We start from the raw sequence: 25,327 nt of genomic DNA, 5'->3' as shown, positions 1-25,327 counted from the left end.
GTTCGGGGGCATCTTCGGCCATTTCCTTTTTGCGCCCGCTTGGTGTAACCAACGCACACCTCCTTACCGGGCCTCCCCCAATGCTCCAAGTCCGATCGCTGGCGTTCAACTTCGTCTTCTACGTCAATCTGATCGTCCAGATGATCCTCTGGACTCCCTATTATTTCCTGTCGCCGCGCCATCGCGCCTGGTTCGTGCCGAAGTTCTGGTCGCGCACCTCGATGTGGCTCTACGACAAGATCGCCGGGACCAAGAGCGACATCACCGGGGTGGAAAATCTGCCCGAAGGTTCCTTCATCCTGGCGCCCAAGCACCAGTCCTTCTGGGACGCGATCGCCTTCTTCCCCTATCTCCAGGATCCACTCTACATTCTGAAGCGCGAGCTGACCTGGATTCCGTTCTTCGGCTGGTACATCCTGAAAATGCGCATGATCCCGGTCGACCGCGGCAGCCGCTCCAAGGCGCTGAAGGCGGTGGTTGCGGCGACCAAGGAAGAAATCGCGCGCAACCCGCGGCAGCTCATCATCTATCCCGAAGGCACCCGCCGCGCGCCCGGCGACGAACCCGCCTACAAATACGGCATTGTCGAAATCTATGCGCAGCTCGGCATTCCCGTGGTGCCGGTCGCCCATGTTGCCGGCCTCTATTGGCCGCGCCGCAAGTTCCTGCGCTATCCCGGCACCATCAAGGCGCGCTTCCTGCCGCCGATCCCGCCGGGCCTGGACAAGGAGGAATTCATGCGGCGGCTGATCGGCGAAACCGAAACCGCCTGCGACCAGTTCCTCATCGACGCGTCCCGTGCACCCAATCCGCCCGCCTTGCCGCCGACGGCGGTGAAGCGGCTGCGGGAACTCGGCGCCAAAGCCTGAAGTGCGGCCTTCGGCGCGACCGATGGCGGCCCGCGCAACGTTCAAGCGAACACAGCCAGTGCGGTCGTCAGCACCAGCGTCGCGGCAAAGACCAGATTGATGATGCGCGAAGCCACCGGCCTGCGAAGAAAGCGTGCGAAAGCAGCGCCCGCAAGCAGCCACACGGCATGGATGGCGACGATCATGAATGCGAGAGCGGTCAGCTTCGGCCCGGTGCCGATGGCGCCGGCGCCCGAATCCGCGGACGCGCCGGCGAACACCGCGGCGATGGCCACATAAGCCTTCGGGTTGGCCACCGCCAGCAGGAACCCGCCGGTGAATGTCGGTCGCGCGGCCTCGCCGGCATCCGCCGCCAGGGGCGGCGCGCTGGCAATCTTGAACGCGAGATAGAGGATATAGGCAGCCGACGCCGCGACAAGCAGCGGCGCGAGCCGCGGCATCGTGGCAAGCATGGCGCTCACCCCGCTTGCCACGACCAGAAGCACGGTGATCGTGCCCAGGATGACCCCCAAGGCGTAGCTCAGGGAACGGCGCAGGCCGAACGCCGCGCCGACGGCGGTGACGCTTATCGTCGCCGGTCCCGGGCTGCCCATGACGGCCGTGGCGGCAAGCATCAGCGCAACGAGCTGACGCCACATATCCGGCTGCGAAAAAAGCGGGCCTGCCATCCGCGCCTCCTGTCTTGCCAAGCGTCAATGACGGTATGGCAAGGTCGGGGCGACCGTCTTGGACGATCGTGCGCGCTGCTGACGGCTCAGCCGCTCGCCTTGTCGAGCTCGGCCATGTCGTCGGCGCTCAGCTCCAGCGACACCGCCTTGATCAGGCTGTCCATCTGTTCAGGCTTGGTGGCGCTGGCGATAGGCGCGGTGACGCCCGGCCGGGCAATGACCCAGGCAAGCGCCACTTCCGCCTGTTTGGCCGAATGCCTGGCGGACACCGCGTCGAGTGCCGCGAGGATGCGCATACCGCGCGCATTGAGGTAATCCTTCACCCCGCCGCCGCGCGGGCTTTGACCGAGATCGGCCTCGCTGCGGTATTTGCCACTCAAGAAACCCTTGGCCAGGCTGAAATAGGTGATCACGCCGATGTCCTCCGCCATGCAGAGATCGCGCAGCGGGCCATCGAACGACGAGCGGTCGTAGAGATTGTATTCCGGCTGCAGCACTTCATAGCGCGGCAGGCTGCGCAGGCTTGCCACGTCGAGCGCGGCGCGCAACTGGCCGGCGTCGAGATTCGAGCAGCCGGCATAACGGATCTTGCCCTTGGCGAGGAGCTTTTCATAGGCGCCGAGGGTTTCCTCATAGGGCGTGGTTGGATCCGGCCAGTGCGACAGATAAAGATCGATGAACTCGGTCTGAAGCCGCTTCAGCGAAGCATCGACGGCCTTTTCGATGTAAGCGGCGGACAGGTCCTTGTGGCCCTGTCCCATGTCCGAGCCGACTTTGGTGACCACCACGACCTTATCGCGGTTGCCGCGGTCCTTCATCCATTTGCCGATGATGGTTTCCGATTCGCCGCCCTCGTGGCCGGGCACCCAGCGCGAATAGGCGTCCGCTGTGTCGACCGCGTTCAGGCCGGCGCCGACGAAGCGGTCGAGCAGGTCGAACGACGTCTTCTCGTCGGCGGTCCAGCCGAAGACATTGCCGCCCAGAACCAGCGGCGCGATGGAAAGGTCGGTGCGACCGAGACGGCGTTTCTGCAAGGCTGATCTCCGTGTTGGTGGGATTGGGCGGCTATCGCCCGTTGAGAGTCGGAGCCTAACCTAGGTCTCGCCGCATCGAGGTCAAAGACCTCGCCGGATTTTTCCGCAAGCCAGCGCTTCACAAAGGCGCGATCCGCCTGGCCACGTCTTCCAACCAGTGATCGCGGATGCCGAGCGCCCGGAGATGGTCCAGCGTGCTCGACACATAATCCTCATTATTGCCGGACTGGCCGACAGCGCCGCGCACCACATCAGCGGCGTGGGCCGCATCGAGCGCACCGGCATACTGCTCATGATTGCGGTCGACGATATAGGCCACGGCCTCGACCGTGCCGCCGCCGTCAAGGCGGACATTGAGCATGCGCTCGAGATAGACATTGGTGACCAGCTCGCGCTCACGCAGATAGGCGATGACCTCGTCCCGCAACTCGCCCGGCACCCGGAAAGCCAGCCCGACGCAGGAACCCCCGCGGTCAAGGCCGAGCACCAGCCCCGGACGTTCCCGCGTGCCGCGATGCACGAAGGAATAGACGCACAGCGCGCGACGATAGCCATGCAGGCGCGCCCGCCTTGTCTCGACATGCGCGAACCCCGGCCGCCATATCAACGAACCATAGCCAAACACCCAAAAATCGCCCATATCGCCGTGCCTGATTGCGTAAGAATGGCAACACCACACCGGAATCGGTGTTTTTTCCGTCCATCTCTGTCTACCTTTTGTCGTTGCCAGAATCGACAGCCCGCCCACAGCCCCCATGCGTGAACGAGAACCGCAGCATGACGTCCACTGACGAACGCCAGCCGAAGCATCGCCGCCGCCTGTTCTGGCTTGCAGCGTTTGTCATCGCGCTGTTCGCCATCTACAGCGGCGGCTGGTTCTATCTCGCCGACAGGGTCCGGAGCGAAGCCGACAAGGCGATCGCCACGCTCAACAAGAGTGGCATCGAGGCCGGCTGCGCCAATCTCCAGGTCAGCGGTTATCCCCTGAGCTTCGCCGTCTCCTGCGACAATCTTGCTTATGAGGACGACGCCAAGAACCTTGCCGCCTCTGCCGGCTCCTTCAACGCCGTCGCCCAGATCATCCAGCCGCTGTCGCCGGTCGCGGACCTGCGCGGTCCGCTCAGGACCTCGGTTCCGGGCATGGTGCCGCTGTGGATCGACTGGGATGATCTTAAGGCCAACGTCAAGCTCTCATGGCCGCTGCCGCGACGCATTTCGCTCACGGCCGAGGGCCTGTCCGGCCAGACCGATCCGGCCGACGACACCGATCCGGTGCAACTGTTCAGCGCCGGCAAGGCGGCGGGCCAGCTGCAGCCGAACGGCAGGGATATCGACTATATCGGCAGCTTCGGCGATCTGGAGATCGACCCCGATGCGATCGGGGGCCGCGTCCTGCCGCCGCTCGACGCCAGTGGCGAGGCGACGCTGAAGAACGGCCTGGCCCTGATCGGCACGCAACTGAAAAGCCTGCGCGGCCAGGCCGTCGAGATCCGCAGGCTCGATTTGTCGTCGGGCACGGCGCACGTCACCGTTTCCGGGCCGCTGTCGGTCGACGCCGAGGGCCTGGTCGATGCCGATCTGATGATCAGGCTGAAAGACCCGAAAGCCGTGGCCGCCATTCTCGGGGCCGCCATACCCGAACAGAAGAACCAGATCGAACAAGGCTTTGCCGCCCTGGCGCTGCTCGGCAACGAACCGTCGATGCCGCTCAAGGTGGTCAAGGGCAAGGCCTCGCTCGGCTTTATCCCGCTGGGCAAGATCAAGCCGGTCGACTAAGCATCCCCAATGGACAGACCGGCAAAACTCCTGAGCGTCGGCGCGCTGACGCTCGACACCATTCTTCGCGTCGAAGCGCTGCCCATCCATCAGGGCAAGTTCATGGCCGCCGATGGCGTCCAGATCGCTTCCGGCATGGCCACGAGTGCCGCCTGCGCCGCACGCCGGCTGGGCGCCGAAGTGTGGCTTTGGGCGAGCGCCGGCGATGATCAGGTCGGCGACCAGCTGATATCGGGCATCGAGGCGGAGGGCGTCGATTGCAGCCTCGTCCGTCGCGTTCCCGGAGCGTCCTCGGCGCTGGCCGCGATCCTTGTCGACGGCCATGGCGAGCGCATCATCGTGCCTTTCTACGATCAGCGCGCCCAGGCCGATCCCGACGGCTTGCCGGTCGCCGATCTCACGGCTTTCGATGCCGTGCTGGTCGATGTGCGCTGGCCGGGTGCGGCGGCGCTGGCGCTCAGCGCTGCGCGCGCTGCCCGCCGCCCTGGGATCCTCGATGCCGACACCGCGCCATTGGCAGTGCTGGAGCGGCTGTTGCCGCTCGCCTCGCACATCGTCGCCTCCGAACCGGCGGCGCGCATCGTCTGCGGCCAGGCGCTGGACCCGCAGGCCGCATGCGCCGACCTTGCGTCGCGCACCGACGCTTTCGTCGCGGTAACCGCCGGCGGGGCTGGAACCTGGTGGCATGACAGGCAGGCCGGTTGCGTACGCCACGTCGCTGCGCCAAAGGTCAAGGTGGTGGATACGCTGGCAGCCGGCGACGTCTTTCATGGCGCATTCGCAGCCGGATTGGCGCAAGCCATGCCGATCGAGCAGGCGCTACGCTTTGCCAGCGCGGCCGCAGCGCTCAAATGCCAGCGCTTCGGCGGCAGGCTGGGCGCGCCCGATCGTGCCGAGACACTGGCGATGATGGCGGCGACCTGGCCTGAAGGAGCCTAGTTTTTCGCCGGATGCTCGACCGCCTGGCGACCGAAATCCGGCACGTCGATGTCCTGGCCGGCCTCGATGATCGAGCGTCGCACGGCGCGGGTGCGGGTGAACAGGTCGAACAGCTTGTCGCCGTCGCCCCAGCGGATCGCCCGCTGCAGAAAAGCCAGATCCTCCGAGAACCGCGCCAGCATTTCCAGGATCGCGTCCTTGTTGTGCAGGCACACGTCCCGCCACATGGTCGGATCTGAGGCGGCGAGACGCGTGAAGTCGCGGAAACCGGAAGCGGAATATTTGATGACTTCCGTCTTGGTCACCGATTCCAGGTCATCGGCGGTGCCGACGATGTTGTAGGCGATGATGTGCGGCAAATGCGAGACGATGGCCAGTGTCATGTCGTGATGCTGCGGATCCATCGTGTCGATGTTGGCGCCACAACGGCGCCAGAATTCGGAAAGCCTTTCCAGCGCGTCCGGATCCGTGTCCGGCAGCGGGGTGAAAATGCACCAGCGGTTGTCGAACAGATCGGCGAAACCGGCATCGGGCCCAGATTTCTCCGTGCCGGCCAGCGGATGGCCGGGAATGAAATGCACCCCACCGGGTATATGCGGCTGCATCTGTGCGATCACGGAAGCCTTGGTCGAGCCGACATCGGTGACGATGGCGCCCCTCTTCAGCGCCGGCGCGATCTCTTGCGCCACCGCGCCGGACGAGCCGACCGGCACCGAGACGATAACCAGGTCGGCATCGCGGACCGCTTCCTTGGCATCTATGGCGTAGGAGGAGCCCAGCCCAAGCTCTTGCGCCCGCGCCAGCGTTGCGGCGCTGCGCGTCGAGATGGCGACATGGCCGGCCAGGCCCTCGCGGCGGATGACGCGGGCCAGCGACGAGCCGATCAGGCCGATGCCGACCAGCGCGATCTTTTCGAACATCGGTGATGCCATGGCGTTCTAGCTTTTCAGGAATGTCGTGAGTGCCGCGACAACGCCGCGATTGGCCTCTTCGGTGCCGACCGTCATACGCAGTGCGTTGGGAAAGCCATAGCCCGAAACACGCCGCAGTATGTAGCCGCGCTGGGTGAGATAATCGTCCGCCGCCGCGGCCGAATGCTTGCCGTCGTCGGGAAAATGAATGAGGAGGAAATTGCCGACGCTCGGCGTCACCCGCAACCCGAGCCCGGTCATCTGTTCGCTCAGCCAGGCCAGCCAGGTCTCGTTATGCGCGACGCTGCGCTCGATATGGGTGCGGTCGCGGACGGCGGCGATGCCGGCCTCGATCGCCGTCGCATTGACGTTGAAGGGACCGCGTATGCGGTTGATCGCGTCGACGATGTGCATCGGCCCATACATCCATCCGATCCGCGCCCCGCCAAGTCCGATCTTGGAGAAGGTGCGGGTCATGACCACGTTCTGAGAGCTGCCCGCGAGCTCGATGCCGGCCTCATAGTCGTTGCGCCTGACATATTCGGCATAGGCGGCATCGAGCACCAGAAGCACGTTCTTCGGCAGGCCGGCATGCAGGCGGCGCACCTCCTGGAACGGCACGTAAGTGCCGGTTGGATTGTTGGGATTGGCGAGGAACACGATCTTCGTACGTGGCGTGACGGCCGCCAGGATCGCATCGATGTCGGCGCGCTCCTCGGTCTCCTTGACCGCGACAGGCGTCGCCCCCGCCGACTGGATGTAGATCTTGTAGACCATGAAGGCGTGTTCGGTGAATATGGCCTCGTCGCCGGGGGCGAGATAAGTCTGCGCCATGAGGCCGAGGATCTCGTCGGAGCCGTTGGAACAGATGATGTTCTGTGCGTTCAGACCATGCACCTCGGCGATTGCTTCGCGCAGGCGCCGGGCGGTGCCGTCGGGATAGACGTCGAGCTTGGCGGCGACCTCGCGCGCGGCCTCGATTGCCTTCGGCGAGGGGCCGAGCGGGTTCTCGTTCGACGACAGCTTGTGGACCTTGTCCACCCCGGCGGGGGCCGAGCTCTTGCCCGGCACATAGGCCTGGATGTCCATGATGCCCGCGCGCGGGGTTGGACGTGTCTTGTCCGAGGTCTGGCTCATATCGCAAAATCCGTCGAGAACGCCTCCATCCTGGAAGCCGCTGCGGAAATACAAGCCATGGCCGGCAATGTCGAGAGGTGGCAGTGGTGCCAGCAAGCGGCATTGACGGCGAGGCAGGTGAGTTCTAGAAGGGCATCGACAGTTCCGTGGTGATTTGGCCGGTCGGCTTGCAGCCACGTTAAACAATTCGCTAAAGGGCCGTTTGCGCGACGTAACCGGCTTTGCGAAGGCAATGCCGGTTTTTTGTTGTCCGCGATCGGCCGGACGAACGCATCGGCGGCGCGGAGATCGGCAGCGATTTCCGCAAAGGCAAGGTGCAGCAAGAGAGACGAGATGGCCGCTCAGCGCGCTGGCAGAACCAACAACGAGGCAGACCAACCGTCGAGCCCGGTCGTGCGCTTCGGCGCCGACAAGCCGCTCAAGCTCGACGCCGGCACGCTGCTGTCGCCGTTCCAGATCGCCTACCAGACCTACGGCACGCTGAACGACGCCCGTTCAAACGCCATTCTCGTCTGCCACGCATTGACCGGCGACCAGCATGTGGCCAGCACCAATCCGGTGACCGGCAAGCCGGGTTGGTGGGAAGTGCTGATCGGACCCGGCAAGATCATCGACACCAACCGCTTCTTCGTCATCTGCTCAAACGTCATCGGCGGCTGCCTCGGTTCCACCGGCCCGGCCTCCACCAATCCCGCTACCGGCAAGCCCTATGGGCTCGACCTTCCGGTCATCACCATCCGCGACATGGTGCGTGCCCAGCAGATGCTGATCGACCATTTCGGCATCGAAAAACTGTTTTGCGTGCTCGGCGGGTCGATGGGCGGCATGCAGGTGCTGCAATGGGCGTCGAGCTATCCGGAGCGTGTTTTCTCGGCGCTGCCGATCGCCACCGGCGCGCGTCATTCCTCGCAGAACATCGCTTTCCACGAGGTCGGCCGGCAGGCCGTGATGGCGGACCCAGAATGGCATGGCGGCAAGTATTTCGACCACGGCAAACGCCCGGAAAAGGGGCTCGCCGTGGCGCGCATGGCCGCCCACATCACCTACCTGTCGGAAGCAGCCTTGCACCGGAAGTTCGGCCGCAACCTGCAGGACCGCGAAGCGCTGACCTTCGGCTTCGACGCCGATTTCCAGATCGAGAGCTATCTGCGTCACCAGGGCATGACTTTCGTCGACCGCTTCGACGCCAATTCCTATCTCTACATGACGCGGTCCATGGACTATTTCGACCTCGCCGCCGACCACGGCGGCAGGCTGGCCGATGCTTTTGCCGGCACCAAGACCCGCTTCTGCCTGGTGTCGTTCACCTCGGATTGGCTGTTCCCGACCGAGGAGAGCCGCTCGATCGTCCATGCGCTGAATGCCGCCGGCGCGTCGGTGTCCTTCGTCGAGATCGAGACCGATCGCGGGCACGACGCCTTCCTGCTCGACGAGCCGGAACTGTTCGCCGCCATCAATGGCTTCATCGGCTCGGCCGCGCGAGCGAGAGGGCTCGGCGCATGACCCCGCAAAATTGCAGACCTGTCCATCAAGGGTCACGCACCACGACAAGGGGCAAGCCATGAGCGTCAACCGCGCCCAGCGCGTCGATCTCGAGGTGATCGCCGGTCTGATCCCGCCGCAATCGCGGGTGCTGGACGTCGGCTCCGGCGACGGCTCGCTGCTCGAGCTTTTGCAGGAAACCAAGCAGATCGACGGCCGCGGACTGGAGCTGTCGCAGCGCGGTGTCAACGAATGCGTGGCGCGCGGCCTTTCCGTCGTTCAGGGCGACGCCGACAAGGATCTCGAATTCTATCCCGACAAGGGTTTTGATTTCGTCGTCCTGTCGCAGACCTTGCAGGCGACCCGCAACCCGAAGCTCGTTCTCGACGAACTGCTCAGGATCGGCGAACACGCCATCGTTTCCTTCCCCAATTTCGGCCACTGGCGGGTGCGCCTGTCGCTGTTCGTCAAGGGCCGCATGCCGGTGACCAAGGACCTGCCCTATTCCTGGTACGACACGCCGAACATCCACTTCTGCACCATCCGCGACTTCGTCAATCTGTGCGAGGAGCTTGGCGCGACCGTGGAAAGGGCGACCGCGCTCGACGCCAACGGCCAGAAGATCGGCCTGTCGATGCCATGGTGGTTCTGGAACTTCTTCGGCCAGCAGGCAGTGTTCTTGTTGAAGCGATAAGGGCCATCCCGGAGGTGGCTATGACACCCCCTTTTCGGGCGAAGTCGAGCTGCAGGCTGATCTCTGCGACGAAGGTCATCAGCAGGTTGGAACGCATAGCCCGGCGAAGGCTCAGCGATCGAGCTCCGGGAAATACGGATCCGACAAGAACCGTCTGTCGCGTTCGCCTTGCAGGCAGTCGATCGGAGCCTCGGCTTCGGCGGGAATGATCCTGGTCTCGTTCTGAACGCCGCTCACTTCGAGAATCAGCTTGCGCCGGATTGCCGTCGAAAATTCGGCGGCTGTATAAATCGGCAGCACGAAGGAGCCCGGCCCGCCGGTGACGCACTGGGCGTAATACCGGTCGAGGTGGCTGAAGGTGGGCGATGGATTGATCAGGATCGGCAGGCCGTTGATGACGATGCCTCTGGCGTTTGCCGCATCCCGCGTGGCGGTGACGGGCGGCCCGATATTGTTCGGTCCGTCACCGGAAATATCGATGACGCTGCGTTCGCTTTCGTAAGCGGTGCGGTCGAAGAGCCCCGCGCCGAAGGCGAGCGCGCCGGAGATCGACGTGCCGCGGAAGCTGCGGAACGGACGGGCCGCTATCTTGTCGGCAAAGGCGTTGGCGCTCTCGGCGCCGTCGATGACCTGCCAGCCGATGAGCGCGTCGTCGCGGACGGTGCCGGCCCATTCGAAATAGGTGAGCGCGATGCGACCGGCGTTCCCCGCGCGGACCGCCTTGACGAAGTCGGGATGACGCAGCGCCTCCACATAGCCGGCGCGCTGCAGGGCGAACTCCTTCTCGTCCATCGACAATGAGATATCGACCGCCAGCACCAATTCGACGTCAACGGCCAGGCTGTCCGGCGCAGGCGCAGTCACGGCGGCCTCGGTGCAGGCCAGGCAGGCAAGCAGGCTGAGAGCATCAAGCATGGCCGGCTCAAGCGATGTTTCCGCCGCAATCTTCCCTCGCGATCACGGCGAAATAAAGCTGCCGCATGGCGTGCCGCGGGCCAGCCCGAACAGATGCCGGAAGTGCTATTTCTTGCGGCGAGGAGCGGCCGGCGGCGGCTCGATCGCGCCTGCCCTTATACGCGCGGGCTTCAGGGCCGGCACGCCGGACGCCTTTACGATGGTCAGCGCGCGCGGGAAGAACTGATTGTTGTGCTGCCCGCGGCCGATATTGAGGATCGTCGCCCCGCCCAGCCGCTTCTCCAGCGTCGACAGGACCCGCCGCAGTGTCGGTCCGTCGAAGGCATCGAGAGCCTCATCGATGATCACCCATTTCGGCTGCCGCAGCACGAGCCGGGCGAAGGCCAGCAGGCGCAGTTCGTCGTCGGCCAGTTCATGCTCCCAACGCGCGCTACGGTCGAGCGACGACGACAGGCGCTCCAGGCCGATCTCGGCCAGCACGGCCGAGATATCGGTATCGCTTGCCGGCGCAACCCCGTCCACGCGGTCGAGCACTTCGCGCAGCGTGGCGGTTGGGAAGTAGGGCGTGCGCGGCACGAAGATAGGCACCTCCCCCGCCGGCATGCCGATGCGCCCGCTCCCCCACGGCCACAGGCCGGCAATGGCGCGAAAGAACAGCGTCTTGCCCGCGCCAGGCTCGCCGGTGAGCATGACGCGTTCGCCGGCGTGGATCTCGACATGCTGGTCGGCGAGCCTCGTGCAGCCCCCCGGCGAGGCCACTTCGAGTTTCTCGAAGGTCAGCTTGCCGTTTGCATTCTCGCCGAATTCGATGCGCCTTTCCTGGTCGTGCAGCACATCGGTCTCATCCAGCGCAATGCGGAAATCGGCGACGCGCATCAGCGTCGCGCGCCAATCGGCGATGCTGCCGATATTGTTGATGAACCAACGCAATGAAGAATGGACCTGATTGAAGGCGCCGACCGCCATCATCAGTCCGCCGAAGCTGATATCGCCCGCGAAATAGACCGGCGAAGCGACCAGGATGGGAGCCACCACGGTGATCCAGCCATAGGTGTCCGTCACCCAGGCGAGATTGATCTGGGCGTTATAGATGCGTCGCATGGCGCCGAGCACGGTGCCCAGGTCGGTTTCCAGCCGCCGCCTGGCATCGGGCTCGCTTCGGGCGAGCGCGATGGCATCGATGTTCTCGTTGACGCGCACCATCGAGGAACGCAGCTCCGCCTCGCGTGTGTAGCGGTCGCTGTTGAGGTGGATCAGTGGCCGTCCGACCAGCCAGCTCAGCCAGGAAGCCGTTCCGGCATAGAGGATGGCCGCCCACACCATGTAGCCTGGTATGGCGAGCGATGTCCCGCCGACATGGAAGACGAAGCCCGAGGACAGCTCCCATAACACGCCGACGAAGGAGGCGAGCAGGATTAGGGATTGCAGCAGGCCAACGCCGAGATCCGTCGACAGGTCGGAAAGATGGCTCGCGTCCTGCTGCATGCGCTGGTCGGGATTGACCCCGATGGCGCCTGCATGCGCCAGGCGAAAAGCGCGCGCCGGCCGCATCCATCCATCGATCAGATCGAGCGTCAGCGCCTCGCGCAGCTTCAGCCGGATCGTCTGATTGAGCCAGGTCTGGCCGACATTGAGCACAAGAAGCCCACCGGCAATCGCGGCAAAAACGGCGAGCTGGTGCAGGAAGGCCTGCATGTCGCGGCGTGCAAGCGCATCGTAGAAAGGCTGGTTCCAGCGGTTGAGCAGAACCTGGCCGATCGAGGTCGCGACAATGACGGCAACCATTCCGATGGAGGCCCAGCGTAGCCCTTTGCGGACCGGCGACCCGGCAAGCGCCAGCTTGATGGTTGCCACCTGATCACGCAGGCTCGAAGCTTCGACCGCAGCGATAGGCCGGGCAGAGGCATCATTGTCCGGATAATCGGCCATGAGCTGAAGTCCTTGCGTTCAAAAGCGGTGCTGAAAACCGGATGAAGTGTAGTGACGCCACTGGTCACTCAGCCAGGCTGCGAGCCCGTCAGCGACAGATAGGTCGCGAAATGCCGTCCGGCGCAAGTTTCTGGCATGATCACGAAGGTGTCATTCGCGGACCCGGCGATGTCGTGGCCCCGGTCTCTATTCGCCGGCCGAGCCGCGTTGCTGCATGCGGCGAAAGCACCGGCACGAAAACCCGTCGGGAAGCGCGCTGGGCGGCCGGCACGCCCTGATAGAGCCGCTTCTGCGCCTCGACCACGATGACGCCGGAAAAGATCGGCCACAGCCGCCGGCCGGCGCGCTCCACCATATTGTGGAAGCGCATCATGAAACGCCGCCGCGATGGCGGAAAGAACAGGGCGTCGGACCAGGCGGCGGGCGTGAAATTCGCCTCGCGCAGCAACTCGGTGAGCTGACCGCGCGAGAACGGCCTGCCATTGCCAAACGGCGTGTGCTCGAACCGCGCCCAGACGCCGCGCCGGTTGGGCACGACGATGACCACCCGGCCGGCCGGCGACAGCACGCGCCAGATCTCGTTCAGCGTTTCGCGCGGGTTTTCGACATGCTCGAGCGAATGCACGAGCAGCATGCGGTCGATGCAGGAATCGACCAGCGGCAGTTCCTCGTCGAAAACCAGAGCCGTCGCCGTCGGTCCCGCCGCCGGCCAGACCACGGCGCCCTGCGTCGCCGGCATGAAGGCGAACACCCGCTCGGCGTCGCTGCCGAACCGTTCCAGCCAAGGCAAGGTGTAGCCGAGCCCGACAAGCCGCTCATTGGGCACGGTGGCCCATATCGATGACAAGGCCATGGTGATCGAATGCTCGGCGAAGCGACCGAGCGCTGTCGAATAGAAGGAGCGGAGATCGACGATGTCGGAATGCATGTCAGGGATGTAGCCGCGATATCGGCGGGTTTCAACAAAAGGCCGCGACGTCCCGAGATCCCGGATGTCGAATGACATCCTGACATTAGTCATCTCCGGGATGACATCCGCGCGTCGGCGTCCTATGTCTGCGGCGAAAGATGGAGAGATGCGATGGCGGTCGAAATCGAACAGTTCATGTGCCGCAGCGACAATTTCGGCGTGCTGGTGCATGACCCCAAAAGCGGTCAGACCGCGCTTATCGATGCGCCGGAAGAAGCGGCGATCCTGGCTGCGGTCAAGCGCACCGGCTGGACGCCGACGATGATCCTGACCACGCATCACCATGCCGACCATGTCGAGGCCAATCTGGCGCTGAAGCAGCGCTTCAAGCTGCGCATCGTGGGTCCCGAAGCCGAAAAGGCCAAGATTCCCGGCATTGACGACACTGTCGAGGACGGTTCGATCCTGCATCTCGGCGAGGAGCGCATCGAAGTGATCGCCACCCCCGGCCACACCGCCGGCCACGTCTCCTATCACCTGCCGGCATCGAAAGTGGCGTTCACCGCCGACACGCTGTTCGCGCTCGGCTGCGGGCGGCTGTTCGAATGCAAGCCGCCGGTGATGTATGGATCCCTGAAGAAGCTCGCGGCACTGCCTGCCGCGACCGTGATCTATTGCGGGCACGAATACACGCTCGCCAACGCCCGTTTCGCGCTGAGCGTCGACCGGACCAATTCGGCATTGAAGGAACGCGCGGCAAAAATTGAAGCGCTGCGCGCCGATAACAAGCCGACGCTGCCGACCACGATCGGCGAGGAATTGTCGACCAACCCTTTCCTGCGCTGGCACGATCCGGCAATCCGCAGGCATCTCGGCATGGAGAAGGCGTCGGATGTCGAGGTTTTTGCCGAGGTCCGCAAGCGCAAGGATAATTTCTAGGCCAAGCGACACTGGTCGAAACCATGACGAGTTCCGCAGAAATCATCGCCATCCTTGGCATGAAGCCGCATCCGGAAGGCGGCTGGTACACGGAAACCTTTCGCGACGGTGGCGGCGGAGCTCGAGGCCACTCGACGGCGATCTATTTTCTGCTGGAGCAGGGCCAGGTTTCCGCCTGGCATCGCGTCAGGGATGCAGCCGAGGCTTGGCACTTCTACGCCGGCGCGCCGCTGGCGCTGTCGATATGGGAAGAAGGCGGCCCAAAGGCTAACCGGGTGATCGAGCAGGTGCTCGGCATCGAGCTTGCGGCCGGCGAGCGGCCGCAAATCGTCGTGCCGGCGGGCTGGTGGCAATCGGCGCGCAGCCTGGGCGAGTGGACCCTGGTCGGCTGCACCGTGGCGCCGGGCTTCGACTTTGCGGCGTTTGAACTGGCGGAGCCTGGTTGGCGGCCTAAACAGCTCTGACCCAGCCGGAAACCCTTAGCGCAGCAGGAAACCAAGCGTGACCACGAGCTGCGCGGCGTAGTAAAGCACCCAGACCGCCAAACGCATCCAGGCGCGATGTGGCGAAATGGCGGCCGCCAGGAAGCGTTCCGTGGCCAGCAGCGCGTCGGACGCCATGAACAGCACGGCACCGCCGATAACAGCGGCACTGCTCGTCGTCAGCGCCGAAATGCCCATGGCGAGGATGGCCGCGACATAGCCCGCGATCGGCGCTCGCAGGGCCGGGCCGACGCGGCGCCACAGCGCCGCCAGCATGAGAATAACGAATACCGCCATCGCAAGTGCGATTGCCGCGCGCCAAGGTTCGGCCCCCAGCACTCCCATTCCCCCGCCGCTGCGCAGGAACAGCACGACGTAGACGATATGCGCGGCGAGAAAGCTGCCCAGCCCGCCCAGAAACATCTTTTCGCCATCCCGCGACAGGAAGGCGTCGCCGATGGCGCTCAGCGCAAGAGCGGCGACCAGTAGCAGCGGCCCGCCCTGCATCGCCGCCAGCACGGCAAGCATGGCCACGGCGAGCGTTTTTGCCGCCGAATGGGCGAGCGTCGGCGCCATGCCTGATGTGAAGGCGTAGACAACCGCCGCCACCAGCGAAAAGATCAGCGTCGCATTGGCGTTGGCGTCGATGCCGCCTGGAAACGGCATCGTCACGCCCGGGCTCCGCCTTCGGATGCACCGGCTCCGCTTTCGGAAGCAGCGGGCTTGCGCAGGAACAGCGACTTTGCCGCAAGTGCGGCCCCCCCGGTGATGAGCACGCAGGCCGCGACAATGCGCAGCGACGGCTCGGCGACGCCGGCCGCGATCAACACCAGCGTCGACAGGAGCGGCGCGGCATAGCTTGCCGCGCCCAGCACCTGGATGTTGCCGCGCTTGACGCCGACATCCCAGGCATAGAAGGCTGCCCCCACTGGCATCAGGCCGAGCCCGAGCACGGCAAGCCATTGCCCGGCACTCGCGGGCAGCACCGTCTCTTCCAGCGCCAGATGGCAGGCAAGCGACAACAGCGCGGTCGCCGCGCAGAACCAAGTGACGATGCTGGTCGGCACCGAGGGGAAACGCCGCGACAGGAGCGAATAGGACGACCACAGCACGGCGCAGACGGCAGCCATGGCGTAGCCGAAGGCATAGCGCGCGTCGAAGGCGAGGCCGCCGCCCTTGGTGACGATGAGCACGGTGCCGGCTAGGCCGAGCAGCGCGCCCACGATATGGTTCCAGGCCAGCCGCTCGCCCGGCATCAGCGCCGAGCCGAGCACGATCAGCAGCGGCCACAGATAGGCGATCAGGCTCGCCTCCACCGCCGGCGCGTTGCGCAGCGCAGTGAAGTAGAAGAAGTGGTAGCCGAAGAGGCCGGCAATGCCGATCACCCAGACCTGGCGCGGTATCCTCTGGCTTTTATCCGCGGCCGGCATGAAGAGACGCGCGACAAGCCCGACCCCGGTGCCGATCGAGAAGGTGATCGCCGACAAGAGGAACGGCGGCACCTTGCCGGATGCGTCCGTAAGCAACGCGAGCAGCGCCCACATGGCGACGGCCGAAAAGCCGATCAGTGTCGCGCGCCCCATTCTGTCTCCAGTGGCGCGCGTGGCGCCTTATTGTATTGCTTCGAAACGCCTGGCGCTGATGGTCAAGGTGCCGATCTGCGTCCCGACCGTCGCGCGGATCGGCGCATATACCCCGGTTTGGCCGAGCGGCGCAAATGTCACCATGATGCGGCTTTTGTTCTTGAGGTAATTGAGTGCCTTGCGGCCCTTGCGGTAGCCCGCCACCGGTTCGAAGCCCATCCGGCAGGTGACCGTGTCGCCCTTGTAGCCGGGCACCGAGATCGACCCTTTTGAAGCGTAGCTCAGCGTCAGGTTGGCGCGCATCTCGCCGTCATACAGCCTCACGGTGCGGCCGCAGACCTTGTCGAGGCTGCCGGCATGGATGACGGTTGCCGCCATCGGATCGAGCACCGATGCCAGGTCGCCGGCGCCAAGCGGCACCCAACTGTCGGGATCGCGCTTTTCCGGCGCGGGAACGACCGTCGTCGAGATGACGTTGCCATTGGCAAAACGAATGTCGATGGCGGAGGCTTTCTTGCCGGAAGTGTAGTCCGCGCGGAACGCCTGCGGCACCATCTTCTGGCCCGAAATCGTACCCTTGGACGAGATCGTGCCGCGCGTATCGTCGAACAGCTTGGCGAGACCAGCCGCGGAAACGCTGCCGTCGATCGAGTAGACGCCGTTCTCATAATGGCTTGAAAAGCTTGATTTCGCGATAGAAAGGCCGAGAAACGACACTGTGTATTCGCCCCTGAAGGACTGCGGCGAGGCGGCCGTCGCGGCCGACGGCAAGGCGACGGCCAGCGCGGCGGCAAGGGCATGGGGCAAGCGAAGCATGGCGCGATCGGATCCTTGATTTCAACCGGAGGCGGACAACTCCGGTCTGGCATGTCCCTATGGAACCGCTTATACGACGAATTCCGGCCTTAGTATGAAATGCCGCTGGGCCCAGGCTGGAGCTTGACGCATGGGCGAAATGCAACTATGGAACGCCAACTTTTTCCATAAGGCCGCTTGACCAGAACCGCGCGCCACCCGGCGTGGGCACGAAGGTTTGGCAGGTCCCCGAGAGAACTGAAGGTTAGAACCATGTCCCGCACCTGCGAACTCACTGCCAAGGCAGTCCAGACCGGCAACAATGTGAGCCACGCCAACAACAAGACCAAGCGTCGCTTCCTGCCGAACCTCGTCAATGTGACGCTGATTTCGGAAGCGCTGAACCAGAATGTGCGCCTGCGCATTTCCGCCAACGCGCTGCGTTCGGTCGAGCATCGCGGCGGTCTCGACGCCTTCCTGGCCAAGGCTGACGTCAAGGAGCTGTCGCAGCGCGCGCGCCTCTTGAAGAAGCAGATCGCCAAGAAGCTCGCCGAGCAGGCTGCCGCGTAAACTGCCTTCAGGCGGGGGACAACCGCCCTGGCCAACCTCTTGTTGGCCTTGGACATCGGGTCGCCGTCCGCAAGGCGGTTTCGGAAATCCGATGCTCGAACAAAGCGAGCGCGATCCGGTTTCGGCATGACGCTCCGCTGGTTCCATTACCCAGGATAAAAAAATGACTTCCTTCTCGCGATACCTGCCCTTCGTGGCCGCCATGGCGCTTGTCGTCGTGGCATCGAATATCCTCGTGCAGTTCCCGATGCAGGGTCGGATCGGCGGCTTGTCGCTGGCCGACCTGCTCACCTGGGGCGCGTTCACCTACCCGTTCTCCTTTCTGGTCACGGACCTTGCCAACCGCCGCTACGGGCCTGCCGTGGCGCGCCGGATCGTCTTTGTCGGCTTCATGACGGCGGTGGTCTGCTCGGTCCTCGTGCCGCCCTTCCTGTTCCGCCATGGTTTCATCGAGTTCGAGACCGCCGCCGACCGGCTGGTGCGCATCGCGGCGGCGTCCGGCGCGGCCTTCCTCACCGCGCAATTGCTAGACGTGACCGTGTTCAACCGTCTGCGCCGACAGAGCTGGTGGCGGGCGCCGATCGTCGGCACGCTGGTCGGCTCGGTGTTCGACACCGTCGTGTTCTTCAGCGTCGCTTTCTCCGCGGCTTTCGCCTTCGTTGGCCCAAGCGACAGTTTTGCGCTGGAAACGGCGCCGCTGATGGGCGTGCTGCCGGTCGAGGCCATGCGTTGGGTCTCTTGGGCGCTTGGCGACCTCAGCGTGAAGCTGATCATCGCCGTCGTGGCACTGATCCCCTATCGGCTGCTCGCCGCCCGCTGGAGCCAGCCGGCTGTTGCTGCGGTCTAGGCCGTGATTCCCTGGATCCAGCTGGACTCCGCGAAAACCCCGGATGGCGCGCAGGAGCTTCGGCTCAAGCGGCGCGGTTCCGAATTCTCGATCATGCTGGGCACCAACGAGTTGATGAACAGCCGCCTCAGCGGCTCGGAAGAAGCGTTGGCCAGGCTCTCCTGTCGGAGGATCGCCGGCCGCAGACAGCCGAGAATGCTGATCGGCGGGCTTGGCATGGGTTTTACGCTGCGCGCCGCTCTCGCCGAGTTGGGCGAGAATGCCGAAATCACTGTCGCGGAGTTGGTGCCGGCGGTCATCGCGTGGGCGCGAGGGCCGATGGCCGAACTGTTTGGTGGCTGTCTCGACGATCCGCGCGTCATCGTCCGGGAGGCCGATGTCGGGCAGTTTATAAGATCCCGGCCCGCGGTCTGGGACGCCATCCTGCTCGATGTCGACAACGGCCCGGACGGCATCGTTCACAAATCCAACGACGCGCTGTACAGCCTGCAGGGTCTGGCGGCAGCGCGCACCGCACTGAAGCCCGGCGGCGTGCTTGCCGTGTGGTCGCAAGGGCCGGACAGCGGCTTCACCCGGCGGCTGAAGCAGGCAGGTTTCGCGGTCGAGGAGGTGAGCACGCGCGCCAACGGCAAGCGCGGCGCGCGTCATGTCATCTGGATCGCCACCAACGGCTCGCGACCCTGAGCGGACGCCGTCATTTGATGAATAGCCGACCAAATCGAAGCCGGCGTTGAATACCTTCAACTTCAGCTTCGCAGTTGGAGCGCCAAATCAGTCCTGGTGCAAAATGAATTCCAGATAGAGATTGCGCTGCAGGATCGAGTGGTTGTCGTCGGAGATCAGCGACACCATCAGCGCGCCGTCTTCGCGCTTCCAGACGTCGAGCCCTTCCATATTGTCGATCTGGTAGCCCATATCGGCTTCCAGCAGCACCGGACCGTCGGCGACCGCGCCCTTCTCCACGGTCTCGCCATCAATGCGCCGCAGCCGCATCTTGAGACCTCCTGCCATCGTGAAACTGCGCTCCAGCAGCAGAAGGTCGCCATCCGGCAGGAAAGCCCCATCGGTGATGTCGAAATCGCCGTTGCGCTTGACGGTGAAGACGCCCTTGTGCGGACCTTCGATGATGGCGGCATAGATGTTGCCGGCCTTGTCCAAGCTCTTTTCCGACACCACGACCAGGCCGCCTTGGTGGCGGCCATTGGCATTGGCGTGGGTGACGGTCTCGAAGCCTCGGTTCCGGCGCAGCTCCCATGCCGGAACCAGGAAATCCATCTGCCTGAACGGCGCCTTCATATCGTCGGGGCCAATTTTGAACTGGGCGACGCGATGGTTGCGCTCGAAACCCACGGTGGCAATGCCGTCCTTGACGGAAAGCCCCTCGGCATCGACTTCCGATTTCTCGTCGATCGGCTGGCCCGATGCATCGACCATCTGTTCCATGCGGAAGTCCCCGATGCCTGACGGGCGCTTGTCCGCATCATGGGTCACGGTGCCGAAGAACCAGAATCCGGTATCGGCGACGCCGACGAAGTCGCGACCGCCTTTCAGGAAACGGAAGGCCGACAGCGCGCCGAAATCGCGCGACGGCGACGTCATCTCCAGCCCGCCGACGAATTCGAGCGGACCGAATTGCTTGTCGGCACGGCCTATACGGAATTCGGTGATCGGGCGGGCTAAGACCTCGACCGGTTCAACCGAGGTCGCGCCGGCCGAACTGGATGGCACCGGGGCTGCACCGGCAAACAGGGCGATGGCGGCGAAAAGTGCTTGTCGAAATCCGCCGTGCGAAAAGATCATCCGGCGCGCCGCATGCCGCCGCGCCGCGTATCGCGTGCGCTTTCCTCGGCGAACAGCGAAGCCAATTGCTCGGTCATGGCGCCGGCCAGTTCCTCGGCATCGACAATGGTGACGGCGCGCCGGTAATAGCGGGTGACGTCATGGCCGATGCCGATGGCAAGCAGCTCGACCGGCGAGCGCGTCTCGATCAGCTCGATGACGGCGCGCAGATGGCGCTCGAGATAATTGCCCGGATTGACCGACAGTGTCGAATCGTCGACCGGCGCGCCGTCGGAGATCATCATCAGGATCTTGCGCTGTTCGGGTCGGGCGATCAGCCGGTTATGCGCCCACAGCAGCGCCTCGCCGTCGATGTTTTCCTTGAGCAGGCCCTCGCGCATCATCAGTCCGAGATTGCGCCGTGCCCGCCGCCAGGGATGGTCGGCCGACTTGTAGATGATGTGGCGCAGGTCGTTCAGCCGGCCCGGATTCGGCGGCTTGCCGTCCTTCAGCCACTTCTCGCGGGCCTGCCCGCCTTTCCAGGCGCGCGTGGTGAAGCCCAAAATCTCGACCGAAACGCCGCAGCGTTCCAGCGTGCGCGCCAGAATGTCGGCGCAGGTGGCGGCCACGGTGATCGGCCGGCCGCGCATGGACCCCGAATTGTCGAGCACCAGCGTCACCACCGTGTCGCGGAATTTGGTGTCGCGCTCCTGCTTGAAGGACAGCGGCTGCATCGGATCGATGACGACGCGCACCAACCGTGCCGGGTCGAGATAGCCCTCTTCCAGGTCGAAATCCCACGACCGGTTCTGCTGCGCCATCAGGCGGCGCTGCAAACGGTTGGCCAGCCGGCCGACGACGCCGGACAGGTTGGCGAGTTGCTTGTCGAGGAAAGCGCGCAGCCGGTCGAGTTCTTCTTCCTCGCAAAGCTCCTCCGCCCCCACCGTCTCGTCGAAAGCTGACGTGAAGACCTTGTAATCGATCTCCTTCGGCAGGTTGGTGAAAGGGTTGTCATTGCGGCGCGCCTCGCCGGGCGTCTCGGCATCGGCATCGTCATCGTCGGACAAATCGTCGGCAGTGGCGTCGGAGGCTTCGGTCTCGGCCGACTGCTCGTCGTCAGCGGAAGCCTCGGCATCCTCGGACTGCGACTGTTCGGAGCCGGAATCGTCCTCGCCGCCTTCCTCGCTCTGTTCCTCGCCTTGCGGCTGGTTATCGTCATTGTCCTCTGAGTCTTCGGTCTCCTGATCGTCGCCGAGTTCCTCGGCCATTTCCATGGAGGCGAGCATATCGCGCACGACGCGGGCGAAGGCCTGCTGGTCGTCGAGCTTGGACGACAGCCCGTCGAGGTCGGCGCTGGCCTTTTCCTCGACCCAGGGGCGCCAGAGCTCGACCAGCCGCTCGCCGCTCTTGGGGATCGGCCGGCCGGTCAGCTTCTCGCGCACCATCAGCGCCAGCGCCTCCTCGATCGGGGCGTCGGCCTTGTCCTTGACGTCGACGAGATTGGCCTTGGCGTATTTGTCCTCCAGCATCGAGCCTATATTGTCGGCGACCCCTTGCATGGCGCGGCTGCCGATCGCCTCGACGCGCGCCTGCTCGACCGCGTCGTAGATGGCGCGGGCCGCCTTGCCTTCCGGCGCCAGTCTGCTGTGGATGCGCACGTCATGGCAGGCGCGCTTGAGCGCCATGGAATCGCCGAGGCCGCGGGTGATGGCTATGTCGGTCTTGGACGCCTTCTTGGGCAATTCCGGCAGCCGGGCGCGGCTGCCTGCGAGCGCCGGGCGGTCCTTGGCGAAGCCGACTTCCAGCTCCTTGTCGCCGGCGATGGCGCGCATGCAGACGGTGACGGCGCGCTTGAAGCTGTCGGCTTCAGAGCCCGTCTTCGACTTGTTGCGCGTATTGTCGCCCGGACCCGCCATCGAGGCTCTGCTTAGCCCAGCACCACATTGGCGGCGCTCTCCGGCAGATCCTCGCCGAAGGCGCGCTGGTAGAACTCGGCCACCACCGAGCGCTCCAGTTCGTCGCATTTGTTGAGGAAGGTCAGCCGGAACGCCATGCCGATATTGCCGAAGATCTCGGCATTCTCGGCCCAGGTGATGACGGTACGCGGGCTCATCACGGTCGACAGATCGCCATTGATGAAGGCCGAGCGCGTCATGTCGGCGACGCGCACCATCTTGTTGACGATGTCCTTGCCCTTGCCGTCGCGATAGTGCTTGGCCTTGGCCAGCACGATGTTCACCTCGTTGTCGTGCGGCAGGTAGTTCAGCGTGGTGACGATCGACCAGCGGTCCATCTGCGCCTGGTTGATCTGTTGGGTGCCGTGGTAGAGGCCGGTGGTGTCGCCCAACCCGACCGTGTTGGCGGTCGAGAACAGCCGGAACGCCGGATGCGGACGGATGACGCGGCTCTGGTCGAGCAGCGTCAGCCGACCCGACGATTCCAGCACGCGCTGGATCACGAACATCACGTCCGGACGGCCGGCGTCATATTCGTCGAAGCACAGCGCCACATTGTGCTGATAAGCCCAAGGCAGGATACCGTCGCGGAATTCGGTGATCTGCAAGCCGTCCTTGACCACGATCGCGTCCTTGCCGACGAGGTCGATGCGGCTGACATGGCTGTCGAGATTGACGCGCACGCAAGGCCAGTTGAGGCGGGCCGCGACCTGCTCGATGTGGGTCGATTTGCCGGTGCCGTGATAGCCCGAGACCATGACGCGCCGGTTGTAGGCGAAGCCGGCGAGGATCGCCATCGTCGTCGCCTTGTCGAAAAGATAGTCGGGATCGATGTCGGGCACATGTTCGCTGGTGACCGAATAGGCCGGCACCACCATCTTGGAGTCGAAGCCGAATTTGTCCTTCACCGACACCGTGGTGTCGGGCAGGTTGGCGATGTCGCGATCGACCTTGTTCATCTCTATCCACGTCTCCACGGGCGAAACGACTGATTTCGCCGGCAATCGATTTTCTCCGGGGGCGGTCTTAGAGCCTTTTCCACCCTTATGAAAGTTGGAAAACGACACGAACCGTTGGGTCGCTCAGCACAAACCCGCCTGCTTGAGCACGCGATAGGCCTGGAGCACATCGCGGAACCGGTCTTCCGAACCTCTGTCGCCGCCATTCGCATCCGGATGGTGACGCTTCACCAGTTCCTTATAGCGCGCCTTGATCTCCTTGCCAGTCGCCTTTGTATCAAGGCCAAGCGTTTCCAGCGCCTTGGCCTCAAGCGGCTTGGCCTTGCGCTCGCGCACCTCCCGGGGATCCTTCGGCCCCTTGAACAGGTCGAACGGGTCGCGCATCCGGTTGTAGTAGCCGGCGCGGCCGGAGCGCATCTGCGCCATATCGGGAGACGAGCGCGTCGAGGCGCCGTTGACGCCCATCTTCCACGTCGGCCGATGGCCGGTCATCGCCTCCTTCTGGAAACGGGCGACCTCGGTGTCCGGAACGCCGGAAAAATAGTTGAAACCCTTGTTGTACTCGCGCACATGGTCGAAGCAGAAGCGGAAATACTCGCCCTCCTTCATGCGCCCGACCGGAGCGCGATGGGTGCCCGCCTCCTTGCAGCCATCCCACTGGCAGATCGGCGCGTGCGACTTCAGCTCCGCGTCCTTCTCCTGGCGGATGCGGATCTTCTCGAAATATTTGGGATACGGCTTCATCTAACCCATTTATGGGGCGTTCGCAGATGCGAAACAAGAATTGACATTTTCGCGATGATCGCCCTAACCGCTGAATCGCGGCATAAAGCAGGCGAAGGACCGATTTTGTTGAAGCGCGACATGCAACGAAGTCGGTTCGGCTTCCGCGATCCCGCTGGCGATATGTGGTGAAGGGAGACGGCAATGTCCATACAGGCAACCATGGAAGACAAGTTGAGCAAGGCATTTTCGCCGGAGCGGCTGGTCGTCATCAACGAAAGCCATCTGCACGCCGGCCATCATCATGTGGAATCCGGCCACCAGGCTACGTTCGACGGCACCGGCGAGACGCATTTCCGCGTCCGCATTGTTTCGCAGGATTTTGCCGGCATGAGCCGCATCGAGCGCCACCGCGCGGTCAACGCGCTTTTGGCCGACGAATTGAAGGCTGGCCTGCACGCGCTGGCGATCGAACCGGCGGCTCCCGGCGAAAAGACGCGCTGGTAGGCCGGTCCTCCTCGCTCCTCGCGGTGACGTTCAGAGCTCCGTTTCGATGCCGCAATCACCCAACCGCCGATTTCAGGAATGCCAGTGCCGCCCCGGTCAAGGCGTCGCCATCCTCGCCGAAATCGCGGTTGATCGACATGTGCGTATAGGCGCTGCCGTCGAACAGCGTCACCTTGGTGCCGGTGGCGCGCAAGCGCTCGGCGAACGCCTTGGAGTCCCCGTCCCGGCCCGAAGCGCCTGAGTAGGCGATGAAGGTCGGCGGGTGCTTGCGGCCATCTACATAACTGGCCGGCGACAACGCCGCCCATTGCGCGGGATCGGGGAAGGCCCGCGCATAGGCCCCCGCCATGCCGCCATTCCTGGAAAGCGCGGCGAGGTCATAGGCCCTGGTGTCGTCGAGAAGCAGCGCGGCGACACCCGGTAGACCGCCACGCATGCCGGTCAGCGCAACGAGGTGGCAACCGGCCGAATGGCCCATGGCCACGATCCGCCTGGCATCGCCGCCATGCCGGGCAATGTTGGCGCGGACATAGGCATAGGCCTTTTCGACATCGTCGGCCTGGGTGGCGACCTCCGCTTCGGGCAGCATGCGATAGTCGATGGAGACCAGGCAAAACCCGTTGGCGAGCAGGAAGGCCGGCTTCGCGTTGACCTGCGAGCGCTTGCCGGAGCGCCAGGCGCCGCCATGGACGAAGAAGACGACCGGCAATCCGCGTGCGCCATCCGGCGCATAGATATCGAGCTTGGCCGGCCCGTAATCGAAGGTTGTCGGCACGGGTTGGCGCTGGCCCCATGCGACCGATGTGCCCAATGGCAACATCGCCGCCGCGGAGACCAGAATAAGGCTTCGTCGATCGATCATCGCAATCTCCCGATCGTTGGGCCCGATATGTAGACGAGGAATGCCCGCACGCACCACGAGCA

At 64.3% G+C, this 25,327-nt stretch carries 27 protein-coding genes and 1 riboswitch; of the genes, 11 read left to right on the top strand and 16 right to left on the bottom strand.

Annotation, left to right across the window (positions count from 1 at the left end):
- Positions 1–80: 80 nt before the first annotated feature.
- Positions 81–869 (top strand): 1-acyl-sn-glycerol-3-phosphate acyltransferase, encoded by a 789-nt coding sequence (locus FJ428_RS11975; RefSeq protein WP_140633304.1) that lies wholly within the window; start codon positions 81–83, stop codon positions 867–869.
- Positions 870–910: 41 nt separating this feature from the next.
- Here FJ428_RS11975 and FJ428_RS11970 read toward each other — a convergent pair whose 3' ends face one another.
- The 3 genes from FJ428_RS11970 to FJ428_RS11960 form a co-directional block, all read right to left on the bottom strand.
- Positions 911–1,537 carry a LysE family translocator gene (locus FJ428_RS11970; RefSeq protein ID WP_140513889.1) on the bottom strand — a complete coding sequence of 209 codons (627 nt, stop codon included), beginning with the start codon at positions 1,535–1,537 and terminating at the stop codon, positions 911–913.
- Positions 1,538–1,623: 86 nt separating this feature from the next.
- Positions 1,624–2,571 carry an aldo/keto reductase gene (locus FJ428_RS11965; protein WP_140525418.1) on the bottom strand — a complete coding sequence of 316 codons (948 nt, stop codon included), beginning with the start codon at positions 2,569–2,571 and terminating at the stop codon, positions 1,624–1,626.
- Between the two features lie 118 nt (positions 2,572–2,689).
- On the bottom strand, positions 2,690–3,211 hold the full coding sequence (locus FJ428_RS11960) for a gamma-glutamylcyclotransferase (RefSeq protein WP_140500781.1): 522 nt from the start codon (positions 3,209–3,211) through the stop codon (positions 2,690–2,692).
- A 137-nt stretch (positions 3,212–3,348) separates the two neighbouring features.
- Between FJ428_RS11960 and FJ428_RS11955 the strand changes: the two genes are divergently transcribed.
- Entirely contained in the window at positions 3,349–4,347 is a 999-nt protein-coding gene (locus tag FJ428_RS11955; protein ID WP_140513891.1) for a DUF2125 domain-containing protein, read from the top strand.
- Positions 4,348–4,356: 9 nt separating this feature from the next.
- Complete coding sequence (locus FJ428_RS11950) at positions 4,357–5,286, top strand: sugar kinase (protein ID WP_140664832.1); 930 nt, start codon at positions 4,357–4,359, stop codon at positions 5,284–5,286.
- On the opposite strand, the gene FJ428_RS11945 is transcribed toward FJ428_RS11950, so the two are convergent.
- Complete coding sequence (locus tag FJ428_RS11945; protein WP_181167284.1) at positions 5,283–6,218, bottom strand: prephenate/arogenate dehydrogenase family protein; 936 nt, start codon at positions 6,216–6,218, stop codon at positions 5,283–5,285. The two genes, FJ428_RS11950 and FJ428_RS11945, sit on opposite strands and share 4 nt — an antisense overlap.
- 6 nt (positions 6,219–6,224) lie before the next feature.
- Positions 6,225–7,334: a histidinol-phosphate transaminase gene (gene hisC / locus FJ428_RS11940; RefSeq protein WP_140676366.1), complete on the bottom strand. Its 1,110-nt coding sequence runs from the start codon at positions 7,332–7,334 to the stop codon at positions 6,225–6,227.
- A 136-nt stretch (positions 7,335–7,470) separates the two neighbouring features.
- Positions 7,471–7,548: riboswitch (SAM riboswitch) on the top strand.
- A gap of 119 nt (positions 7,549–7,667) precedes the next feature.
- On the opposite strand from hisC, the gene FJ428_RS11935 reads away from it, so the two are divergent.
- On the top strand, positions 7,668–8,837 hold the full coding sequence (locus FJ428_RS11935) for a homoserine O-acetyltransferase (RefSeq protein ID WP_140513895.1): 1,170 nt from the start codon (positions 7,668–7,670) through the stop codon (positions 8,835–8,837).
- A gap of 58 nt (positions 8,838–8,895) precedes the next feature.
- Positions 8,896–9,510, top strand: coding sequence for a methionine biosynthesis protein MetW (gene metW, locus FJ428_RS11930; protein WP_140500775.1), 615 nt, complete (start codon positions 8,896–8,898; stop codon positions 9,508–9,510).
- A 111-nt stretch (positions 9,511–9,621) separates the two neighbouring features.
- On the opposite strand, the gene FJ428_RS11925 is transcribed toward metW, so the two are convergent.
- From FJ428_RS11925 to FJ428_RS11915, 3 genes are all read right to left on the bottom strand, one after another.
- Positions 9,622–10,425, bottom strand: a complete 804-nt coding sequence (locus tag FJ428_RS11925) for a DUF1194 domain-containing protein (protein ID WP_140879491.1) — start codon at positions 10,423–10,425, stop codon at positions 9,622–9,624.
- 105 nt (positions 10,426–10,530) lie between these two features.
- A complete protein-coding gene (locus tag FJ428_RS11920; protein ID WP_140879490.1) occupies positions 10,531–12,354 on the bottom strand; it encodes an ABC transporter ATP-binding protein/permease in 1,824 nt (607 codons plus the stop codon).
- Between the two features lie 139 nt (positions 12,355–12,493).
- On the bottom strand, positions 12,494–13,282 hold the full coding sequence (locus FJ428_RS11915) for a methyltransferase domain-containing protein (protein ID WP_140565863.1): 789 nt from the start codon (positions 13,280–13,282) through the stop codon (positions 12,494–12,496).
- A 153-nt stretch (positions 13,283–13,435) separates the two neighbouring features.
- Here FJ428_RS11915 and gloB point away from each other — a divergent pair, with 153 nt between their 5' ends.
- Together gloB and FJ428_RS11905 are read left to right on the top strand one after the other, a co-directional pair.
- Positions 13,436–14,203 carry a hydroxyacylglutathione hydrolase gene (gloB, locus tag FJ428_RS11910; RefSeq protein ID WP_140513899.1) on the top strand — a complete coding sequence of 256 codons (768 nt, stop codon included), beginning with the start codon at positions 13,436–13,438 and terminating at the stop codon, positions 14,201–14,203.
- A gap of 23 nt (positions 14,204–14,226) precedes the next feature.
- Positions 14,227–14,667: a cupin domain-containing protein gene (locus tag FJ428_RS11905; protein WP_140513900.1), complete on the top strand. Its 441-nt coding sequence runs from the start codon at positions 14,227–14,229 to the stop codon at positions 14,665–14,667.
- 15 nt (positions 14,668–14,682) lie between these two features.
- Here FJ428_RS11905 and FJ428_RS11900 read toward each other — a convergent pair whose 3' ends face one another.
- Genes FJ428_RS11900 through FJ428_RS11890 form a run of 3 tightly spaced genes read right to left on the bottom strand, consistent with a single transcriptional unit; the run spans position 14,683 to position 17,084 of the window.
- Positions 14,683–15,357 carry a lysoplasmalogenase family protein gene (locus FJ428_RS11900; protein ID WP_140513901.1) on the bottom strand — a complete coding sequence of 225 codons (675 nt, stop codon included), beginning with the start codon at positions 15,355–15,357 and terminating at the stop codon, positions 14,683–14,685.
- A complete protein-coding gene (locus tag FJ428_RS11895) occupies positions 15,354–16,268 on the bottom strand; it encodes an EamA family transporter (RefSeq protein WP_140633313.1) in 915 nt (304 codons plus the stop codon). Before FJ428_RS11895 ends, FJ428_RS11900 begins: the two co-directional genes overlap by 4 nt.
- A gap of 27 nt (positions 16,269–16,295) precedes the next feature.
- Complete coding sequence (locus FJ428_RS11890) at positions 16,296–17,084, bottom strand: DUF3108 domain-containing protein (RefSeq protein WP_140525409.1); 789 nt, start codon at positions 17,082–17,084, stop codon at positions 16,296–16,298.
- A gap of 252 nt (positions 17,085–17,336) precedes the next feature.
- Here FJ428_RS11890 and rpmB point away from each other — a divergent pair, with 252 nt between their 5' ends.
- From rpmB to FJ428_RS11875, 3 genes are all read left to right on the top strand, one after another.
- Positions 17,337–17,633, top strand: coding sequence for a 50S ribosomal protein L28 (gene rpmB, locus FJ428_RS11885; RefSeq protein ID WP_140500766.1), 297 nt, complete (start codon positions 17,337–17,339; stop codon positions 17,631–17,633).
- 163 nt (positions 17,634–17,796) lie between these two features.
- Positions 17,797–18,480, top strand: a complete 684-nt coding sequence (locus FJ428_RS11880) for a queuosine precursor transporter (RefSeq protein ID WP_140500765.1) — start codon at positions 17,797–17,799, stop codon at positions 18,478–18,480.
- A gap of 3 nt (positions 18,481–18,483) precedes the next feature.
- Positions 18,484–19,164, top strand: a complete 681-nt coding sequence (locus FJ428_RS11875) for a hypothetical protein (protein ID WP_140500764.1) — start codon at positions 18,484–18,486, stop codon at positions 19,162–19,164.
- Between the two features lie 87 nt (positions 19,165–19,251).
- Here FJ428_RS11875 and FJ428_RS11870 read toward each other — a convergent pair whose 3' ends face one another.
- The 4 genes from FJ428_RS11870 to FJ428_RS11855 form a co-directional block, all read right to left on the bottom strand.
- Complete coding sequence (locus FJ428_RS11870; RefSeq protein WP_140500763.1) at positions 19,252–20,280, bottom strand: esterase-like activity of phytase family protein; 1,029 nt, start codon at positions 20,278–20,280, stop codon at positions 19,252–19,254.
- On the bottom strand, positions 20,277–22,175 hold the full coding sequence (cobT, locus tag FJ428_RS11865) for a cobaltochelatase subunit CobT (protein WP_140525765.1): 1,899 nt from the start codon (positions 22,173–22,175) through the stop codon (positions 20,277–20,279). Before cobT ends, FJ428_RS11870 begins: the two co-directional genes overlap by 4 nt.
- An 11-nt stretch (positions 22,176–22,186) precedes the next feature.
- Complete coding sequence (gene cobS / locus FJ428_RS11860; protein WP_140500761.1) at positions 22,187–23,173, bottom strand: cobaltochelatase subunit CobS; 987 nt, start codon at positions 23,171–23,173, stop codon at positions 22,187–22,189.
- 123 nt (positions 23,174–23,296) lie between these two features.
- Positions 23,297–23,917 (bottom strand): J domain-containing protein, encoded by a 621-nt coding sequence (locus tag FJ428_RS11855; protein WP_140500760.1) that lies wholly within the window; start codon positions 23,915–23,917, stop codon positions 23,297–23,299.
- Positions 23,918–24,100: 183 nt separating this feature from the next.
- Between FJ428_RS11855 and FJ428_RS11850 the strand changes: the two genes are divergently transcribed.
- Positions 24,101–24,403, top strand: a complete 303-nt coding sequence (locus FJ428_RS11850; RefSeq protein WP_140560160.1) for a BolA family protein — start codon at positions 24,101–24,103, stop codon at positions 24,401–24,403.
- 55 nt (positions 24,404–24,458) lie between these two features.
- Here FJ428_RS11850 and FJ428_RS11845 read toward each other — a convergent pair whose 3' ends face one another.
- Positions 24,459–25,265, bottom strand: coding sequence for an alpha/beta hydrolase (locus tag FJ428_RS11845; protein WP_140651058.1), 807 nt, complete (start codon positions 25,263–25,265; stop codon positions 24,459–24,461).
- Positions 25,266–25,327 lie beyond the last annotated feature (62 nt).

Source organism: Mesorhizobium sp. B2-8-1 (assembly GCF_006440955.1).
In the GTDB taxonomy this organism is placed as follows: Bacteria; Pseudomonadota; Alphaproteobacteria; order Rhizobiales; family Rhizobiaceae; genus Mesorhizobium.
This window is presented reverse-complemented; position numbering and strand designations above follow the sequence as displayed.

Bases quoted from the DNA above. Each gene is read 5' to 3' on its own strand.
- FJ428_RS11975 (WP_140633304.1), top strand. From the start codon at position 81: ATGCTCCAAGTCCGATCGCTGGCGTTCAACTTCGTCTTCTACGTCAAT.
- FJ428_RS11970 (WP_140513889.1), bottom strand. From the start codon at position 1,537: ATGGCAGGCCCGCTTTTTTCGCAGCCGGATATGTGGCGTCAGCTCGTT.
- FJ428_RS11960 (WP_140500781.1), bottom strand. From the start codon at position 3,211: ATGGGCGATTTTTGGGTGTTTGGCTATGGTTCGTTGATATGGCGGCCG.
- FJ428_RS11955 (WP_140513891.1), top strand. From the start codon at position 3,349: ATGACGTCCACTGACGAACGCCAGCCGAAGCATCGCCGCCGCCTGTTC.
- FJ428_RS11950 (WP_140664832.1), top strand. From the start codon at position 4,357: ATGGACAGACCGGCAAAACTCCTGAGCGTCGGCGCGCTGACGCTCGAC.
- FJ428_RS11945 (WP_181167284.1), bottom strand. From the start codon at position 6,218: ATGGCATCACCGATGTTCGAAAAGATCGCGCTGGTCGGCATCGGCCTG.
- hisC (WP_140676366.1), bottom strand. From the start codon at position 7,334: ATGAGCCAGACCTCGGACAAGACACGTCCAACCCCGCGCGCGGGCATC.
- FJ428_RS11935 (WP_140513895.1), top strand. From the start codon at position 7,668: ATGGCCGCTCAGCGCGCTGGCAGAACCAACAACGAGGCAGACCAACCG.
- metW (WP_140500775.1), top strand. From the start codon at position 8,896: ATGAGCGTCAACCGCGCCCAGCGCGTCGATCTCGAGGTGATCGCCGGT.
- FJ428_RS11925 (WP_140879491.1), bottom strand. From the start codon at position 10,425: ATGCTTGATGCTCTCAGCCTGCTTGCCTGCCTGGCCTGCACCGAGGCC.
- FJ428_RS11920 (WP_140879490.1), bottom strand. From the start codon at position 12,354: ATGGCCGATTATCCGGACAATGATGCCTCTGCCCGGCCTATCGCTGCG.
- FJ428_RS11915 (WP_140565863.1), bottom strand. From the start codon at position 13,282: ATGCATTCCGACATCGTCGATCTCCGCTCCTTCTATTCGACAGCGCTC.
- gloB (WP_140513899.1), top strand. From the start codon at position 13,436: ATGGCGGTCGAAATCGAACAGTTCATGTGCCGCAGCGACAATTTCGGC.
- FJ428_RS11905 (WP_140513900.1), top strand. From the start codon at position 14,227: ATGACGAGTTCCGCAGAAATCATCGCCATCCTTGGCATGAAGCCGCAT.
- FJ428_RS11895 (WP_140633313.1), bottom strand. From the start codon at position 16,268: ATGGGGCGCGCGACACTGATCGGCTTTTCGGCCGTCGCCATGTGGGCG.
- FJ428_RS11890 (WP_140525409.1), bottom strand. From the start codon at position 17,084: ATGCTTCGCTTGCCCCATGCCCTTGCCGCCGCGCTGGCCGTCGCCTTG.
- rpmB (WP_140500766.1), top strand. From the start codon at position 17,337: ATGTCCCGCACCTGCGAACTCACTGCCAAGGCAGTCCAGACCGGCAAC.
- FJ428_RS11880 (WP_140500765.1), top strand. From the start codon at position 17,797: ATGACTTCCTTCTCGCGATACCTGCCCTTCGTGGCCGCCATGGCGCTT.
- FJ428_RS11870 (WP_140500763.1), bottom strand. From the start codon at position 20,280: ATGATCTTTTCGCACGGCGGATTTCGACAAGCACTTTTCGCCGCCATC.
- cobT (WP_140525765.1), bottom strand. From the start codon at position 22,175: ATGGCGGGTCCGGGCGACAATACGCGCAACAAGTCGAAGACGGGCTCT.
- cobS (WP_140500761.1), bottom strand. From the start codon at position 23,173: ATGAACAAGGTCGATCGCGACATCGCCAACCTGCCCGACACCACGGTG.
- FJ428_RS11855 (WP_140500760.1), bottom strand. From the start codon at position 23,917: ATGAAGCCGTATCCCAAATATTTCGAGAAGATCCGCATCCGCCAGGAG.
- FJ428_RS11850 (WP_140560160.1), top strand. From the start codon at position 24,101: ATGTCCATACAGGCAACCATGGAAGACAAGTTGAGCAAGGCATTTTCG.
- FJ428_RS11845 (WP_140651058.1), bottom strand. From the start codon at position 25,265: ATGATCGATCGACGAAGCCTTATTCTGGTCTCCGCGGCGGCGATGTTG.